General features: G+C 48.4%; 13 protein-coding genes and 1 tRNA gene. 7 read left to right on the top strand and 7 right to left on the bottom strand.

Going from position 1 to position 15,957, the window contains the following annotated elements:
* Positions 1-17: 17 nt before the first annotated feature.
* On the top strand, positions 18-1,040 hold the full coding sequence (locus EYC98_RS08685) for a transglutaminase-like domain-containing protein (protein WP_279244956.1): 1,023 nt from the start codon (positions 18-20) through the stop codon (positions 1,038-1,040).
* Between the two features lie 30 nt (positions 1,041-1,070).
* Here EYC98_RS08685 and EYC98_RS08690 read toward each other — a convergent pair whose 3' ends face one another.
* Complete coding sequence (locus tag EYC98_RS08690) at positions 1,071-1,541, bottom strand: nuclear transport factor 2 family protein (protein ID WP_279244957.1); 471 nt, start codon at positions 1,539-1,541, stop codon at positions 1,071-1,073.
* 204 nt (positions 1,542-1,745) lie between these two features.
* On the opposite strand from EYC98_RS08690, the gene EYC98_RS08695 reads away from it, so the two are divergent.
* From EYC98_RS08695 to EYC98_RS08715, 5 genes are all read left to right on the top strand, one after another.
* A tRNA-Arg gene (locus EYC98_RS08695) sits at positions 1,746-1,822 on the top strand.
* A 571-nt stretch (positions 1,823-2,393) separates the two neighbouring features.
* Positions 2,394-3,650 carry a methyltransferase domain-containing protein gene (locus EYC98_RS08700; RefSeq protein ID WP_279244958.1) on the top strand — a complete coding sequence of 419 codons (1,257 nt, stop codon included), beginning with the start codon at positions 2,394-2,396 and terminating at the stop codon, positions 3,648-3,650.
* Positions 3,651-3,670: 20 nt separating this feature from the next.
* Positions 3,671-4,708, top strand: coding sequence for an NAD-dependent epimerase/dehydratase family protein (locus EYC98_RS08705; RefSeq protein WP_279244959.1), 1,038 nt, complete (start codon positions 3,671-3,673; stop codon positions 4,706-4,708).
* A complete protein-coding gene (gene rfbC, locus EYC98_RS08710; protein ID WP_279244960.1) occupies positions 4,705-5,289 on the top strand; it encodes a dTDP-4-dehydrorhamnose 3,5-epimerase in 585 nt (194 codons plus the stop codon). The genes EYC98_RS08705 and rfbC overlap by 4 nt, the downstream gene beginning before the upstream one ends.
* Entirely contained in the window at positions 5,286-5,927 is a 642-nt protein-coding gene (locus tag EYC98_RS08715; protein ID WP_279244961.1) for a PIG-L deacetylase family protein, read from the top strand. Before rfbC ends, EYC98_RS08715 begins: the two co-directional genes overlap by 4 nt.
* A 21-nt stretch (positions 5,928-5,948) precedes the next feature.
* Here the strand turns inward: EYC98_RS08715 and EYC98_RS08720 are convergent, their stop codons facing one another.
* From EYC98_RS08720 to EYC98_RS08735, 4 genes are all read right to left on the bottom strand, one after another.
* Positions 5,949-6,725, bottom strand: a complete 777-nt coding sequence (locus EYC98_RS08720) for a sugar phosphate nucleotidyltransferase (protein WP_279244962.1) — start codon at positions 6,723-6,725, stop codon at positions 5,949-5,951.
* Positions 6,726-7,581: 856 nt separating this feature from the next.
* A complete protein-coding gene (locus EYC98_RS08725; protein ID WP_279244963.1) occupies positions 7,582-8,544 on the bottom strand; it encodes a glycosyltransferase family 2 protein in 963 nt (320 codons plus the stop codon).
* A gap of 281 nt (positions 8,545-8,825) precedes the next feature.
* Entirely contained in the window at positions 8,826-9,533 is a 708-nt protein-coding gene (locus EYC98_RS08730) for a class I SAM-dependent methyltransferase (RefSeq protein ID WP_279244964.1), read from the bottom strand.
* Positions 9,534-9,872: 339 nt separating this feature from the next.
* Positions 9,873-10,877 carry a phosphotransferase gene (locus EYC98_RS08735; RefSeq protein ID WP_279244965.1) on the bottom strand — a complete coding sequence of 335 codons (1,005 nt, stop codon included), beginning with the start codon at positions 10,875-10,877 and terminating at the stop codon, positions 9,873-9,875.
* A 306-nt stretch (positions 10,878-11,183) separates the two neighbouring features.
* Between EYC98_RS08735 and EYC98_RS08740 the strand changes: the two genes are divergently transcribed.
* Entirely contained in the window at positions 11,184-12,098 is a 915-nt protein-coding gene (locus EYC98_RS08740; RefSeq protein WP_279244966.1) for an aminotransferase class IV, read from the top strand.
* Between the two features lie 17 nt (positions 12,099-12,115).
* On the opposite strand, the gene EYC98_RS08745 is transcribed toward EYC98_RS08740, so the two are convergent.
* Together EYC98_RS08745 and EYC98_RS08750 are read right to left on the bottom strand one after the other, a co-directional pair.
* Positions 12,116-13,309 (bottom strand): class I SAM-dependent methyltransferase, encoded by a 1,194-nt coding sequence (locus tag EYC98_RS08745; RefSeq protein ID WP_279244967.1) that lies wholly within the window; start codon positions 13,307-13,309, stop codon positions 12,116-12,118.
* 1,137 nt (positions 13,310-14,446) lie between these two features.
* Positions 14,447-15,469 (bottom strand): glycosyltransferase family 2 protein, encoded by a 1,023-nt coding sequence (locus tag EYC98_RS08750; RefSeq protein ID WP_279244968.1) that lies wholly within the window; start codon positions 15,467-15,469, stop codon positions 14,447-14,449.
* Positions 15,470-15,957: the final 488 nt, after the last annotated feature.

The following is a 15,957-nucleotide window of genomic DNA, read 5'->3' on the forward strand; positions in this document are numbered from 1 at the left end:
TCAAGGGAACTGAACCAATGCTTCGACCGCTGACCGTTATCGCTGCTACTTTGCTGCTGGCTATGACTGCGACACTCAATGCTCAGGCCGCTGAGGCCGTGCGAACTTTTAGCTTTGATTACAGCGCCTCGATTGCGCTACCAGACGTGGGCACAGGTGCTGTGCATGTTTTTATTCCGTTGGCTGCGGCAACCGATCAGCAGCAGGTGGTTGCCGAGACTATTATCGCTTCGATTCCCGGTCAGGTCGAAGTAGAGGATGCCTATGGTAATCGCTACTGGCACGGCAGTTTGGAGCAGTCCGACGGTCGCCCGGTAGAAGTGACAGTTAGCACCACGGTGGAGCGCCGCGGTTCACGTCTGGCGGTACCCGACGGTGTGACGCCGGCACTGGACGCGGCAGGGCGGGAAGAGTTTGCCAAGTTCCTGGAAAGTAATGCCAGAGTGCTGGTGGGTGATCCTATTTTGCAGCCGATACTGGCGGAGGTGCGTGAGGCGGCCGGCAGTGACGACCCGGCAGTCCTGGGTCGTGCTATATACGACTGGGTAGTTGACAACGTTGAGTACAAAAAAGTGGGCATCGGCTGGGGCAATGGCGATACCTACTGGGCCTGCAACGAGCGTTACGGTAACTGCACCGATTTTCACGCGCTGTTTATTTCGCTGGCGCGCAGCGAAAGCATTCCCGCGCGCTTTGAAATTGGTTTTCCGGTGCCTACTGATCGCAGCGAGGGGACGATAGGGGGCTACCATTGCTGGGTGCAGTATTACCTGCCCGGTATAGGATGGTTTCCGATTGATGCCAGCGAGGCCTTCAAGGACCCCAGCAAGCGCGAGTTTTACTACGGTAGCCACCCGACCGATCGCATTCATTTTTCCACCGGACGTGACCTGCAGCTAGGTGCTGGCCACCGCGGAGCACCGCTAAACTACTTTATCTATCCCCACGTTGAGATAGATGGGAAGCCTTGGCAGGGCGCCATTGAGCGCAGCTTCAGCTATCGAGAACTAGGCCAAGGCGCGCTTGCAGACGCACGTTGAGGCTGGGGCCGGCGCACATGCGCCGGTGGCTTAGCTCTTTTGCTTGGCTTTTTCCGCCATGGCAGCCTTACTTTCTTCATAGGCCTGCAGCATAGTACCGAAATTGGTCGGGTTGTAGGCGTCTTCTTCATAAGAGAATAGACCGTTCCCGGCATAATGCAGAATGGTGATATTGGGCGCTTCGTGTATCTTGCGGTCGCCCAGATCCTGCATGCGGTTCATTACCTCGCAGAACACCCAGCCCTTGGCCGTATCGATGCTGTACCAGCTGATGGGGAAACCCGTCATTTCCGGTCCGGGGTAGGCGTTCATGGTGTCTGTAATCCACTGGAAAATACGCTCACGCCCCCAAAATTTACCGTGTAAATGCTCGTTGTAGGTCGCATCTTCAGTAAAGCAGTCTGCCCAGTCGCGCCAGTCCTTGGTTTGAGCGCCCTTGAGCGCGGCGACCTGGTACTTTTCAAATGCAGCTTCTATTTCTTTTCGTTTAAAGCCTGCCATTAGTCCTGTCCTCCTGCGGAATTGAAGGTCCATACTACTCCGGGTAGAGTAGCGAGTTAAGCGCTTGAATTGTGCCTTGGCCGATGAACTGCCGCCCGGTTCGCATAGTCGTACAAAGCCTTGACTATCAATAGCTTGGACACTATAGTACCGCCCCTTCGCGATGTACGGTTTATGCTATACTGCGCGGAGAGAAAAGTTTTAGCGCCCGTAGCTCAGCTGGATAGAGTACCTGGCTACGAACCAGGCGGTCGCACGTTCGAATCGTGCCGGGCGCACCAAATAAACAAAAAAGCCTCACCCTTTGGGTGGGGCTTTTTTGTTTAAGGGGTGTTCCCCGCCGAGAGAACGTGCCCGTTCGACTGCATGCGACCACAGGAGCATTCAGCACGCCCGCAGCGCAAGCGAGGACGCCCGTAGGGTCACAACGCCCCTGAGGGCGTTGTGATGTATCGTGCCGGGCGCACCAAATAAACAAAAAAGCCTCACCCTTTGGGTGGGGCTTTTTTGTTTAAGGGGTGTTCCCCGCCGAAAGAACGTACCCGTTCGACTGCATGCGACCACAGGAGCATTCAGCACGCCCGCAGCGCAAGCGAGGACGCCCGTAGGGTCACAACGCCCCTGAGGGCGTTGTGATGTATCGTGCCGGGCGCACCAAATAAACAAAAAAGCCTCACCCTTTGGGTGGGGCTTTTTTGTTTAAGGGGTGTTCCCCGCCGAAAGAACGTACCCGTTCGACTGCATGCGGCATAACGTCTCCCCATGCGGCACATCGTGGTTGGTATAGAAGAATAGGGTTGCCCATCGTCTGGGTTTTTGGCTCAATGGTTCAAACTCCAAGAAAGCGTTCAGATGGAAACCATCAATACACCGGTTGCGGCAGAGACCTCATGCCGATCTTGCTCGGCCCCGCTCAGCCGCAGTTTTGTCGACTTGGGTATGTCGCCTCTGTGCGAGTCTTTTATCGGTCCCGATCAGCTCGACAGCGCCGAAGCTTTCTTTCCGCTGCACGCGCTTATTTGCGATAGTTGTTTGCTCGTGCAGCTAAAAGAGTATGTCGCGCCGCAGAATATTTTCAGCGAATACGCCTACTTTTCTTCTTACTCTGATAGCTGGGTAGAGCATGCGCGGCGCTACTGCAATGCTATGATCGAACGATTTCAGCTGGGAGCAGATTCTCTGGTGATGGAGATCGCTAGCAATGACGGCTATCTGCTGCAGCATTTTGTCGCAGCAGGAGTGCCTTGTCTGGGCATTGAACCAGCGAAGAATGTAGCCGCTGTCGCGGTTGCAGCCGGCATACCAACACAGGTCGATTTTTTTGGTTCAGCGTTGGCAGTGCAACTCGCGCAAACGCCAGGCCAACCAGATATCATTGTTGGTAATAACGTGCTGGCGCACGTGCCGCAACTCAACGACTTTGTTCTGGGTATGAAGACGCTGCTAGCGCCGACAGGTGTTATCACGCTGGAATTTCCGCACCTGCTGCAGCTGATGCAGCACAACCAGTTCGATACAATTTATCACGAGCATTTCTCCTATCTGTCTCTGCAGGTGGTAGAGCAGTGTTTTAGCCGGCACGCTTTAACGGTTTTTGATGTGGAAGAACTGACTACGCATGGAGGCTCTTTGCGTGTTTACGTGCGTCATGCGCAGCACGACGCGCTGGCAGTTACTGCAGCAGTCAGTGCGCTGCGCGAGCGTGAACAACAGTTGGGTCTGGGCAGTCTGGCGGCTTATCAGGACTTTGCGCAGCAGGTGATCGAAACCAAGCACAAGTTACTGTCTTTCCTTATTCAGGCGAAGGCCGATGGCAAATCTGTTGTTGGTTACGGAGCGCCGGGTAAGGGTAATACACTGCTAAATTACTGTGGCATCCGCACTGATTTTCTCGACTATACGGTCGATCGGAGTCCTCACAAGCAGGGCTTGTTCACCCCAGGTACACATATTCCCATCAAGCATCCGGACGAGATACTGCGCACTCAGCCGGACTATGTGTTAATACTGCCCTGGAATCTGGCCGATGAAATTTGCGAGCAAATGGCCGTGATAAGAGAGTGGGGTGGTCAGTTTGTGATCCCTATTCCTGAAGTTCGTGTCCTGTGACCTCTGATGGAATATCTGCGATGAATGTATTGGTTACCGGCACAGAGGGTTACATAGGTATGCGGCTGGCCGCTTGGCTTACTCACCACGGCCATCGTGTCACCGGTCTCGATGCGGGTTTTTACGGCGATGGCACGCTATACCTAGATCGCGTCGGTATTCCGCAGGCACCACTGACTCTGCTCAAGGATCTGCGGACGGTTAATGTGGACGATTTCGTGGGTTACGACGCCGTAGTGCATTTGGCAGAGTTATCCAATGATCCGTTGGGTGAGCATCAGCGCGACAATACTTTTTCTATAAACCACCAAGGTTCCTTGCGCATTGCGAACGCAGCTCAAGCAGCAGGGGTTAAACGGTTTATCTATGCGTCTTCCTGCAGCGTCTACGGCGCAGCCACCGTGGATATTGTGGATGAAACCTCAGCGGTTAATCCGCAGACAGCCTATGCAGAATGTAAGACGCTGGTCGAGCGCGACCTGGGTGCAATGGCGAGTGATGATTTCAGTGTGGTGTTCCTGCGCAACGCTACCGCCTATGGCCCTTCACCGCGTATGCGCTTTGATATTGTGCTGAATGACCTCTGCGCGTTGGCCTGGACGACTGGCAAAATTTCGATGATTAGCGATGGCAGTCCCTGGCGTCCCATCGTGCATATTGAGGATATCTGTGAAGCCATGCGCTGCGCGCTCGAGGCTCCAAAGGACGCAGTGAATGGCGAGGTGTTTAATGTAGGAGCTAACAGTGAGAATTACCGTATCCGAGAAATTGCGCAGATTGTGGCTGATGTGTTCCCTGGCTGTGAAGTAAGCACCGGCCCGCCCAGCGGAGATAATCGAAGTTATCGCGTTGCGTTCGACAAGATCAGTACCCGGTTGCCCGGTTTTACCGCTCGCTGGACCGCAGCTGCTGGTGCGCGCGAGCTCAAGCAGTTGTTTGAGCGTATAGAAATGTCAGCGGACACTTATGAGTTCAGGGCGTTTACCCGACTTAAGCAGCTCAAATACCTGCAGTCGTCCGGGCAGCTCGATGCTCAGCTTTATTGGACCGCTCGATGAAATTTGTGCCAACGCAGTTGGAGGGCGCCTTTGTTGTAGAGCCGGAACCGCAGAGTGATGAACGTGGTTTTTTCGCGCGGCTTTATTGCCGCCAAGAGTTTGAGCGTCAGGGTGTGAATGAGCCTATGGTGCAGTCCAGCTTATCGCACAACGCCCTGCCGGGAACCCTGCGCGGTATGCACTTTCAGTTGCTGCCATCGCGCGAGGCTAAGTTGGTGCGCTGTCAGCAGGGCCGCATGTTTGATGTTATTGTGGATCTGCGTCCGTCTTCGTCAACTTTCATGCAGCATGTAGGCGTGGAACTGGACAGCCGTTCCCATAACGCCTTATACGTTCCTGCAGGCTTCGCTCACGGCTTTCAGACTCTGGAGTCGAACACTGATGTCTTGTACATGATGACGGAATACTATGCGCCTCAATTGAGCGCAGGGGCTCGCTTCAACGACCCCGCGTTTGGTATCGATTGGCCGTTGCCCGTCAGTGTTATAGCGACGCGAGATCGAGAGTACCCGAATTTTGATGCAACCGCTTACGCCAGTAACTATTTACACGCGCTGGGTTCAGGAGATAAAGAACAATGAAATCCCTATTGGATCTGGGCGGGATACAACGCTTGTTATGCATTGGTGCCCACCCTGATGACATCGAACTTGGTGCCGGCGGTACGGTCATGCGCCTCATCGAGCATAACCCTCAGATTCACATTCATTGGGTTGTAATGTGTGGTGCAGACCCAGTGCGGGCTGAGGAGGCTCGCCGTTCTGCGCAATTGTTTACTGCTGGTGCCGCTAACGTGGATATCGAATTGCACCAGTTCAAGGATGCGTTTCTGCCATGGCAGGGCGATCGAGTGAAGGCGATTTTTGAAGCGCTGAAAAGTGACTTTGAGCCAGATCTTATTCTGACTCATTGGGAGAGTGACCGTCATCAGGATCACCGTCTGTTGTCTGAGTTAACCTGGAATACTTGGCGTGACCACACTATATGGGAGTATGAAATTTTAAAATGGGACGGTGATCTCGGCCAACCACATGTGTTTGTATCACTCACTGCCGAGATGAGTGAGCGTAAAGCGAGTCAACTGGTCACGAGCTATGCCTCTCAGCAGTCGCGGAAGTGGTTTTCTGCAGAGACTTTTAAGGCCTTTATGCGCGTGCGCGGCGTTGAGTGCAATGCCGAGTATGCCGAGGGATTCTATGCGCGAAAGCTCGTCTGGTAGCGATTAGCGGCAGCTGGATTGCTAGTGTTCCCAAAGCCGCCAGGGCATGTCACCTCGGGACTCCATAGCGTCGAAAGCCTTCTTGTCTTTGTAGGTGTCCATACAGGCCCAAAAATCTTCGTGTGGATAGGCCAGTAACTGGCGTTCAGCAATCAGACGTTGAAAGGGTTCTTCGACCAGATCTTCGTTCTCTCCGAGGTAATCGAAAATTTCTTGTTTGAGTGCGAAGAAACCCCCGTTGACCCAGATATTTGAATCGGCGGCAGCCGCTATACTGCTAACGATATCGTCGTCTCCCACATTTAGGGTATGAAAGCTTCGATCCGGACGCACGCGCACGCAGCTAGCAATTTTGTCCTCCAACCTGACTCTGTCCAGGTATTCATTGAGCGGCAGGTTGGACAGTCCGTCGCTGTAGTTAGCAAGAAACATTTCCTCGCCCTGCAGGTGGTGACGCACAGCGCGCAGGCGCTGTCCGATACTGGCCTCGAGGCCAGTGTCAGCAAAAGTTACCTTCCAGTCGATAGTACTGTTGTCGAGCAAGCGGATTTCGCTAGCATCTTCAGTAACTGCCAGGTCATTGGGCAACTCAGCTGCATAGTCGCGGAAGTATTGTTTGACCTGATCTCCCATGTGACCCAGGCACAATATAAACTCAGTGTGGCCAAAGTGCGCGTAGTACCTCATCAGGTGCCATAGTATGGGCCTTGGACCGATGTTAACCAGCGGTTTAGGAACCTCGTCTGTATGCGCGCGTAGGCGTGTTCCGAGACCCCCGCAAAAAAGTACTACTTTCATCGACCTGTCGTCCTGATTAACGGTTTTCGCTGGCTCGTATCAATTGCAACGGTCGATCATAGGTGCGAGCTTAACGCGATTTTTAGTTCGCGCGGCATCAATGTATTACTGCCGATATATGCGAAAAGTACCATAACAGGAATAGCTTTCCAATTCCCCGTTGTCATCTACACCAAATTGGACAGGACTGGTTCACAGTTTTCATAGATTCATGAGTCGTTGGCCGTGATCAAAGCCTGGCATTTCGAATTTGGGTAGGGATACATTTAGACTATCCGTTTTCTTCGTACGCCGAGCGACGATACCGAAGTGTTAGCTCCTCTTTGAAAGTGCGGCTTTCATTGCTTCGTTCTTAGGTATTTTCTCAGCAAAGAGCTTCTTTAGTATGTGGTTATGCGCTTTAAGCTATCTCAGCCGCTTGGTTTGGTTGGCTTCAAGTCCGGCGCACTTGGTCCGCCAGTTGTAGAATGTGTCTGAAGAGATGCTGAGCTAATGATATACATCGTAAGCTTTTGCTCCCGACTCATGCATGCTACTTGATCGCACTGTTGGTCTGTTTTTCGTTGTATCGCCTCTTCATAGTAAAATCTCTATTCTGCTGTATTAGCAGCAAATATCATCGTGGTCATGGCGCTAAATACGACGGAAAAGTCACTGGATTTACGATATTTTACGCTTTTTGGAGGGCGGTCGGGCGTGCCTCAGAGGAAGCGCTAGCAGATATGCCAGCGTATAGCAGGAATATCGCTTTCTGAGGTAAGAACCTGCAGGAGTAGTATTACATTTTCTCAACAGCTGTTTTATGTGACAAGTATCACGGCGGTAATCGCCGCTATATACCTGAGTAAGGCGAGGGCTAGCGAAGCTTGCGCAAGAAATAGTACGTTATGTGCAAAGCTTTGCGTAGTAGTCGGTAGGGAATCAATGCAACACGCTTCCACAGGGCTTCCTTGCTGGTGAATAGAACGCTTATAAACCGGATAATACACAATGTCATAAGGCGAATTTTTTGTGGTTTCGTCAATTGCTGGCTTCTGGCTAAAGTGACAAGGATATCCAAAGTTTTGGGCAATACTTCTGAAACCTTTGCGCCTGCAAACTTGAAACGAATTGGCTTGTCACAATAATTTTTATCACGCCACTTTTTAAAGTCCTCCTTACGGTTAAATTTATCAAGAGACACATCTTCCGCTAGATGAAGAAACCCTAATTCTGAAATTCTGAAGAACAGCGAAAAGGAACCATCCCAGTAATATTTGCCATCTTCCCAAACGCAAGCGGCGAGGGTGTCTCTCCGAAAGATACCGAAAAAATATTGCTGAAACGCACTTGGTTGAGAATACCCTATATCAATCAGTCTTCTAAAACGGTGGTAAGCATGTTGTCCTAAAGTGGAAAAAGTGCTGTAAGTATACCAATACCGCCCTTCCATATAAGCGTTGGCTTTCGGACCAACCAAAACTATATCCTCCGAATCCGAAAATCGATCCATGCACTTTTCAATATAATTTTGCGGAATCTGGTCGTCGATATGTAGCCAAAGAAAATAATCCCCGGTCGCTTTGCGCAAGACGAACGTATGATTAGGCATCATGCCGATGTTTTCATCTTGCCGAAATAATCGAACCCTAATATCTTGAGTTGAAAAACGCTCCAGTACACACTCCACTTCGTCCATACGAGAACAGTTGTCAGACACTATGACCTCAAGGTTTCTGTAAGTCTGACCCAATACACTGTCGAGAGCGTTTTCAAGCTCTAGCGGCCGCCTGTATGAGGTCACTCCGACGCTGACCAAGGGGGTTGTTCTTGTCGTCATTGGAATTTCTCCAAAACTAATTCGTTAAATTAACAGATGTGATGAGGTCAAGCGAAGTTGGCGAATGATGTCGGTAAGCAAAAGGTGATCGTGGCACACGCTCACGCTGTAAGTCTGCATATTTTTGGCTGAGAGTTCGCCAAGCTGCAATTTCGCTCCTCCGCGCTTTTCCTGAACAGGTATCTACCTCTGTGTGGTAAAATCGCGGGTCGGCAGATAGATCTTGTGCCAGCTGCTAGGTGGTTATATTTCCAGGCTATAAAGACCTTATCGGTTACGAGTTATAGTTTTCGAAAATATCCGTGTGCATAGACTCTGAAGTTTCCAGCATAGAGAGGTGCAATATTCTCAGGTTTGTCTGCCAAAAATTTCTTAACTCCTGCCTTCAGCCCCGGCCTGTGGTGTTGTTTACCTAACGGAGTAAGTACCTCATCACTGTATTCCTGTATGACGCATATAGCGCCAGGTGACATACGCGGATAGACTTGGTCCAGCGCATACTCTATCAGTGATGTTTGATCCGGTGAAATCCTAGAACCCAGATCAATGTGCGCGAAGCAGATCTGATCTGGTAAATGCGCTGCAACCGTTTCCTGAATCCAACCTCTGTATAGGTGCGGGCGAGGTAGAGTGGCGTTGTCAAAATTCTGTATCAATCTTTTGAGAAAATCCTCGCGGACCCAGGCATCGTAGAGGTGTATCTCTCTGTCTGGATCCATCTGCTGAACGATTTTAGAGAGCAAAATCGAAGTCGATCCTGTATAGCTACCCAGTTCTACTATTTGACCGGGTACTTTATAAGCCAGTACTTGACTGCATAAGTGGAACAGATTCATGCGTTGCTCCACGTTACTCATTCGTCCGGTGCCCATTGGATCAACAAGACGTGCTGATAATCCCAATAGCGAAAGAACGCGATTGGTAAACCTGGCCTTGCGCGACACCGTAGGTGCCCAGTCCATTAGCTTAGTAATAAATAAGTTATCCATTTGTATTGTTCTCTCGAGCGTTAAAGCTACTAAAAGGGCTTAGGGAAACTGACTCTCTCTGATTTTTCAGTATCAATTTACATCGGCTTTTTTACCTCATCTCCATGACCGATACCAGCATCGAGCAGGGCAGGAGTCGCGTCTATCGGAGCTTCTTGCACGATAACCTGTGGGTTCCGGACATCGCAGGCGCTGAGAGTTGTAAATCTGTCGGCTAATTTTAATGAAAGCCCCGATATCGAGACGGCTTTATTATAAAGCAGGCCCAGCGCAAAACCAAAGCTTGTGGCGTATTGGTGTTGAGGCTACGAAGCTGCTGTCTACTTTTCGAAGGCTTGTCTAAATCTGGGATTCGAATTCCACTAAATTCAACCTACTCCTTTCCAGAAAAGCGCTCCAACGCGCGAGCCAGACGGGGTCGACACCTTTAAGATCGAGATGAGCATGGATGCACCACAGTGATCCCGTCAAAATTTTCAGCCTCATAGAAAAAATTATGGTCTCCATGTTGAGTGTTATTCCTGTAGCTTCCTGGTAGGCGTTGAGGAATGTGTGTATGTCTTCACTACTGGTTGCGCAGATAGAGGCGGCTACTCCGATTTCAAATTCCTGTGAGCCGACTCCGGCATTGTCGAAGTCAATAAAAGCGCGCAGTTCGTGATTATGGTCAAAAATGAGGTTTCCCCAGTAGATATCGCTGTACACGTAGCACAAGTCTCGGAACGTTGAGACCGGATTGGTAGATATTTGTCTGGCTTCTTGCTCTAAAGCCTGTAGGTTCTCCAGCACCCACCTGTCCATAAATGATTTCTTGGGCTTTAGCCGATTAAGGAGAAGAGTTGGAATTCTTCGCCGAGTTGATGATTTTATGTGTTTCAAATAAACTTTCGGCCAAACTAGCCTGTCGACTTTATTTCTTGGTTGGGGCGACATGCTGTAGAGCGTTTTGCTGACAGCATGCATTTCTGAGAGATGCGAGGCCAATGAGCGTATTGCGGTCTGGTTTATCCGCTCTTCTTTGTGTTGCATGGTCTGACCTTCAATCCATTCCTGTATACTGAAGATCTCTTGCCCGCTTGCGATGAACGTTTCGCCGCCATAGCCTGCTTCGATTTTAGGAACTCTAAGCCCAGCTTCATAAAGGTTTAACTGGTACCACTGGGACAAGAGCAATCTATTAGACAAGCCGTGTTTGCTGTGTCTTTTTATCACCCAAGAGCGATTTCCAATTGTGAACTTCGCGTTTGTGTTCTGATATGTCTTCGGTATTACATCAAAACTGTCAACGCGCCCGTCGTAAAAGGAGAAGTTAGGCAGTATTTCGCGGAGGAGGCCTATATTCATGATGTCGAATGTACCAAATTACCTACAGCTATAGTGATCGAGTAGCCTAACATTCATGACTCGGTAGGTTAAGCTTAGACAGATGTTGCTTTTGACTGTTCTTCAAGATTTGTCAGTTGCATATTTACGCATGAATTATTAAGACACTGTCGTGCTTGGTACATCTTAGCGCAGGGGTAAAATCAGGAGCCGACGGAGAGCAGGAGCATTACGATAGAGCCGACAGCAGCAAAGATTTAATAAGAATAGTATCGCGTAACCCACGTTGTGGCACAATGGGGTTATAGGCATTGAAGAGTGACGAGGATGAAAAAGACATCATTGCAGGCGCCAGCGTTTGCACTTGTGAATGGCGAATTAGTACCCTGGGAAGATGCGCGTCTGCACGTGAGTTGCGAGGCGGTTAACCGTGGGCTTAGCGTATTTGAGGGCATTAAGGGTTATTGGCACTTAGATGGAAGCTTTGGAATTTTGGCTTTACCGCAACACTACTACAGACTCTGCCAGTCGGCTCGTCTCTTACACATCCCATTTCCTTGGACGTTGGAAGAGTTTGAGAGCTGCGTTGTGACGCTCACGAAATCGCTTCTTACTCCTGAGAACGATCTATGGATAAGGGCGACGCTATTTGTTGTAGAAGGGCACTGGGGGGAAAACACCAGGGCCGATTTGATCATGACGGCCTATCAAAGCGGTAAGCAGCTCCAGTCATCGATTAAGCTTGGTATCAGTGCTTGGCAACGAAGCTCAGACAATGCGCTGTCTTATCGAATAAAATCAGCTGCTAATTATCAAGTTGCTCGTTTGGCAAGGATTGAGGGGAGGGCGCGCCAGTGTGAAGAAATGATTCTACTTAATCAATGGGGAAGGGTGGCCGAGGCTACTGGTGCAGCGGTGCTTATAGTTAGAAACGGAGCGCTATTGACGCCGAGCTCTGCGGAGGGCGCACTGGAGAGTATTACAATCGATATTATCGAGGTAGTCGCTAATTCGCTTGGTGTTAAATTTGTGCGCCGGCCTGTTGATCGAACTGAGCTTTTAGTGGCGGATGAGCTTTGTATCTGTGGCACGCTTGCTGAGCTAATACCGGTAGAGAAAGTTGATGAGTATATGTTTGACTCCAATCGCCCTGTTCTTGAAACGCTGAGAGACAAGTTTAATGATATCGTGCGCGGCGTATGTGAAGATGACGGTGTGCATATAACCAAGTTGGCCTTCTAGGTACGCTGGGAACGTTGCTATAAATATTCTATTTTGCTAGTTAGGCTAAGGTCCTTTATATGATTGACTATTTCCTCTTTGTAGTTTGAATTTGTTATGAGGATACGGCTTGGTTTGAAGCTTTGAAGATCTTCTGGGGCATTGACGAAATACCCAGAACCGGGCAAATAACTCCCCTGCCGATCAACGCTGATATCCACGATTTTTGGAAAAATCTTCTTGTCGCCGAAAAGGTGAAGAAAGTTGATGCCTCTCATGCCTGCACCCCAGATGACCATTTGTTCACCATTTAGCCTGAGGTTCTCAATTTTTTTGTTCCACCTGATAATTTCCCGGTTGAGGTGTTCGGAAAATTCATCCAGTATTCTTAGGAAGCTTGGCATTGATTCCTGAATATCGGTAGAGAGAGAGCCTCTAGCGTATGATCTGCGGGCGACAACGCCGAGATATTCGTCGCCAAAAAGCGTCTTCGTCAATAGAATTTGCAGTCCACAGATTTCTAACAGCGCTTCAAGTGAAGTGGGAGTGAACCACGAGCGCTTTGCATACCCGATATTCCATATTAGTTTCTTGCTAAAAGTATGGAGTGCGTTAGGCACTTCGATGTATATTAAGCCATCTTCGGCTTCACCAAGGTTCCTTGCCATCAACTGTGTTATCTCTTTAGGTGAAGGGAGTTCGTCTATAACGTGGCGGCAGCAGATCAGATCGCTTGCATATTTTGCGTGTTCGTCAGAATAGTAGGTTTTTATCAGCTTTAATCGTGGATGGATAATTGGGAATTTCTCGGTTTTAGGAAGACTTGGATCTATGCCTATTCCATAGTTATCACCTGCCTTGCACAATTCATTGAGAAAATATCCCTCGCCGCATCCAACATCGACTACATTCTTGCTCTTAATAGAATATTTATCGGTTAATATTCTGACCGTTTTCTCCACATGGCTCCTGTATTTTTGCGAGTGGTATTTTGAATATGTGTACTCGGTAAATTTAATCAGATTTGAATTGTGGGTTAAGTTCCCGACGAAACCGCATCGACTGCAGGCTGCAAGATTAATGTCGCCGAGAGGCGCGTTGAGAGCGGCTTTTTCGCTTGCATATACAACTCCATCTTGCGCCGGCATTTTTTCCAATTGAAAAAAAGGGTGGGTCCGCTCAGATTCACAAACTGGGCAGGCGGTTTCGAGTGTTTTTGTCGGCACTTTCATTTATTTATTATGGCCCTTGAAGAATATTTAAGACGCGTTAGGCCATAAGTCTGGCCTGCGTTATGCTAACACTGATTACTCTGCGCTCTAGTCGGCTGTATCTTGGATTGCCAGAAGCCATCATTATCAACAGGATCACTTGTTCATATTACTAGAATAGAACGGTCTTAGCATAGCGTAGTGATTCAGGAAAACCCCGTTGTTTGCTGAGTGATTTGCTAAGGCGAAATGCGCCTCCCTGCACGCAAGGGTCAGCTGCGAAGCTCATCAAAAAGGCAAGCGTGAACGGTTATGCTGGTACATCAGTAATTACCAAATGAATAACGGCACATGGTAAAGTCGCGCGGGCTGTGGAGTACGTAACCATGATCTCGATTCGACTGAGGAATCTTAGCTTGTCTAATAGCCGAGATGGCGACAGCTGGTACACGATTTCCGGTCAGTAAAGCGAGCGAATGAGCTGAGATATCGGTGCGGTAGCATTACAACAAGCCCAAGGCTCAAGAGCGACGCGCCAAAGAGTTGATGGCTAGCGGTATTCGTCGGCTAATTGATGCATTACTTTATGCTGGCTATAGAAATGTTGCCGCACGCTCCAACGAACGTTGGGCAACCGACATGGCCAGAGTCTCGTGTGGTTAACTGCATTGCTGGTTTGCGCTGACGCTGTGATGGATTGCTGCACGCAAGAGCAGCTCTGCTGGTGGCTCAAGCCACACCGGCAACGCGAAAGCAGCTGAGGCACTTCTAGATTAGGCTTTGATCAATCGCTACGTCATCTAGGGCAAGGTTCAGGACGACCTGACCAATAGATCTGACGAGGTACTGGTTTTTACCAGTCGAGGCTACGCCCGAATTTACTATTATTACAGCATCAAATAGAAGTGCATCCGTACCCATAAGCCGCAGCAAAAGTGCGTGGTGGAAGGGTTGATTCGATCTGTTAAGGAGCAGTGCCGTTATAATTTTGCCTTGCTTGACAAGGCCAGGCGTGAGTATGCAGTTTTAGCTGAGTCATTACACTTTCAAGACCTCAGGGTAAGAGCGTTCTCAAAGTGGATTAGAGCAGTTGCTTGAGTCGCATTTGGATAATTGCTATCGCTTCGTCGGATTAACTTGGGGAAATATCTTGGTGAACTATCTTAACCATTTGTAATTGACTAATTTTTTTAGCCGAAACACTACTTTTGCTTTGATTTGATTTAGGCTTTCGTATAATAGAAATATTTCTGGGTATTTAAACAGTAGCTCTAATTGATGCTTTTGTTTTTTGCTAAGCTGTTTTCGTATCAATAAATGATCAAGATCTATACCATATTCATCGCAACGTTTGATCAATGCTTTCAAAATTTTAAAATAGTCTCTTCGATACCTTATTACTTGCCTATATGTATTCAAAAACCCTATCTTAAAATATCTGGCACGAATAACTTGCTGGTACTCATCGAAAAAACCGCGATCCATCATACTATCAATATAAAAAGAACTAGCGATAGTTTTATCACCAAGTGTATATTTTTGATTTGCGGTAACCGCATCAGCATGTTTAACGTAGTAATATAAATGTCTTTTTACTTTAGATACTTTATTTGCATAAAGTAGGTGCATACCAGAAATGGCATCATCCTCATAAAATATATTTTCAGGGAAAAATATTCTGTTTTCCATAATTATTTTTTTTGAGTATATTTTTGACCATATAGGACCCGGGTTTAGCAGATATTCCTCAGGATCTTTTACGTCTTTTATGCTTGTTCTATTTTTGATAGAACGCCCAGATTCATATACTTCAGAATAATCACAATCGACTAGATCAGCTCCATCTTCCTCTGCTTTCGAATAAAGAAGTTGGAACATATTTTCATCTACGTAGTCGTCCGCATCAACGAAACCCACATAAGAACCTTTAGCGCAATTTAATCCGGTATTTCTCGCACCACCTTGCTTCTTATTTATTTCATGGGTACATAAAACTACTTTGCTTGCATACTTGGCGTTATAGTCCGCGAGTATATTTATAGTTTTTCTATTATTAGAAGCATCATCTACTAATATTATTTCTATACTGTCTAATTTTTGATTGACTAAAGATTCGAGACATTTGGTTAAAAGTTCTTCTCTCACGTTGTATACAGGCACGATAATGCTAACTTTGACCATCTGGCAGTTCCTTATCTAGTCTTAAAGTCGTCTCTATTGTCGCACCGATAGCTCCAAAAGCGAGACAACATAAACTAGGCCCATAATAGTCTTCTTGGAGTAGACCCTGAAGTTACTGACAAGCTAGTTGGCCGTGATTGATATGATAGCGCCATGAATGGTGCAGCAAACTTAATTCTCTGATATTTGCGGAATCGGTGCATGAATATATAACCGCGACTGATTACCAGTTGACATCACTTCTTATGCAGTCTGGCGTTGCTATAGATTCAATCTAAGTTACAGAGAGATTGCGGACTTGCTGGCAGAGATTGGTATCGCTGTATCCCGAGAAGCGTTCCGTCTGAGGAGCATCAAATTCGGGGCTATCTATACACGTAGATTGAAGCGTAAGCACCACGGCTACGGCGGGACCCTCTACTTTGCTTAGGTCTTCGCCGGTCTACCGGACCATCCAGATCAACGGCAAACATCCCTATTTGTGCGGA

The sequence above is a fragment of the Candidatus Litorirhabdus singularis genome (assembly GCF_026262625.1).
Taxonomy (GTDB): domain Bacteria; phylum Pseudomonadota; class Gammaproteobacteria; order Pseudomonadales; family Halieaceae; genus Litorirhabdus; species Litorirhabdus singularis.

Coding starts and splice junctions, on each gene's coding strand:
- EYC98_RS08705 (WP_279244959.1), top strand. CDS start 3,671: ATGAATGTATTGGTTACCGGCACAGAGGGTTACATAGGTATGCGGCTG.
- EYC98_RS08685 (WP_279244956.1), top strand. CDS start 18: ATGCTTCGACCGCTGACCGTTATCGCTGCTACTTTGCTGCTGGCTATG.
- EYC98_RS08715 (WP_279244961.1), top strand. CDS start 5,286: ATGAAATCCCTATTGGATCTGGGCGGGATACAACGCTTGTTATGCATT.
- EYC98_RS08720 (WP_279244962.1), bottom strand. CDS start 6,725: ATGAAAGTAGTACTTTTTTGCGGGGGTCTCGGAACACGCCTACGCGCG.
- EYC98_RS08745 (WP_279244967.1), bottom strand. CDS start 13,309: ATGAAAGTGCCGACAAAAACACTCGAAACCGCCTGCCCAGTTTGTGAA.
- rfbC (WP_279244960.1), top strand. CDS start 4,705: ATGAAATTTGTGCCAACGCAGTTGGAGGGCGCCTTTGTTGTAGAGCCG.
- EYC98_RS08700 (WP_279244958.1), top strand. CDS start 2,394: ATGGAAACCATCAATACACCGGTTGCGGCAGAGACCTCATGCCGATCT.
- EYC98_RS08740 (WP_279244966.1), top strand. CDS start 11,184: ATGAAAAAGACATCATTGCAGGCGCCAGCGTTTGCACTTGTGAATGGC.
- EYC98_RS08690 (WP_279244957.1), bottom strand. CDS start 1,541: ATGGCAGGCTTTAAACGAAAAGAAATAGAAGCTGCATTTGAAAAGTAC.
- EYC98_RS08730 (WP_279244964.1), bottom strand. CDS start 9,533: ATGGATAACTTATTTATTACTAAGCTAATGGACTGGGCACCTACGGTG.
- EYC98_RS08735 (WP_279244965.1), bottom strand. CDS start 10,877: ATGAATATAGGCCTCCTCCGCGAAATACTGCCTAACTTCTCCTTTTAC.
- EYC98_RS08750 (WP_279244968.1), bottom strand. CDS start 15,469: ATGGTCAAAGTTAGCATTATCGTGCCTGTATACAACGTGAGAGAAGAA.
- EYC98_RS08725 (WP_279244963.1), bottom strand. CDS start 8,544: ATGACGACAAGAACAACCCCCTTGGTCAGCGTCGGAGTGACCTCATAC.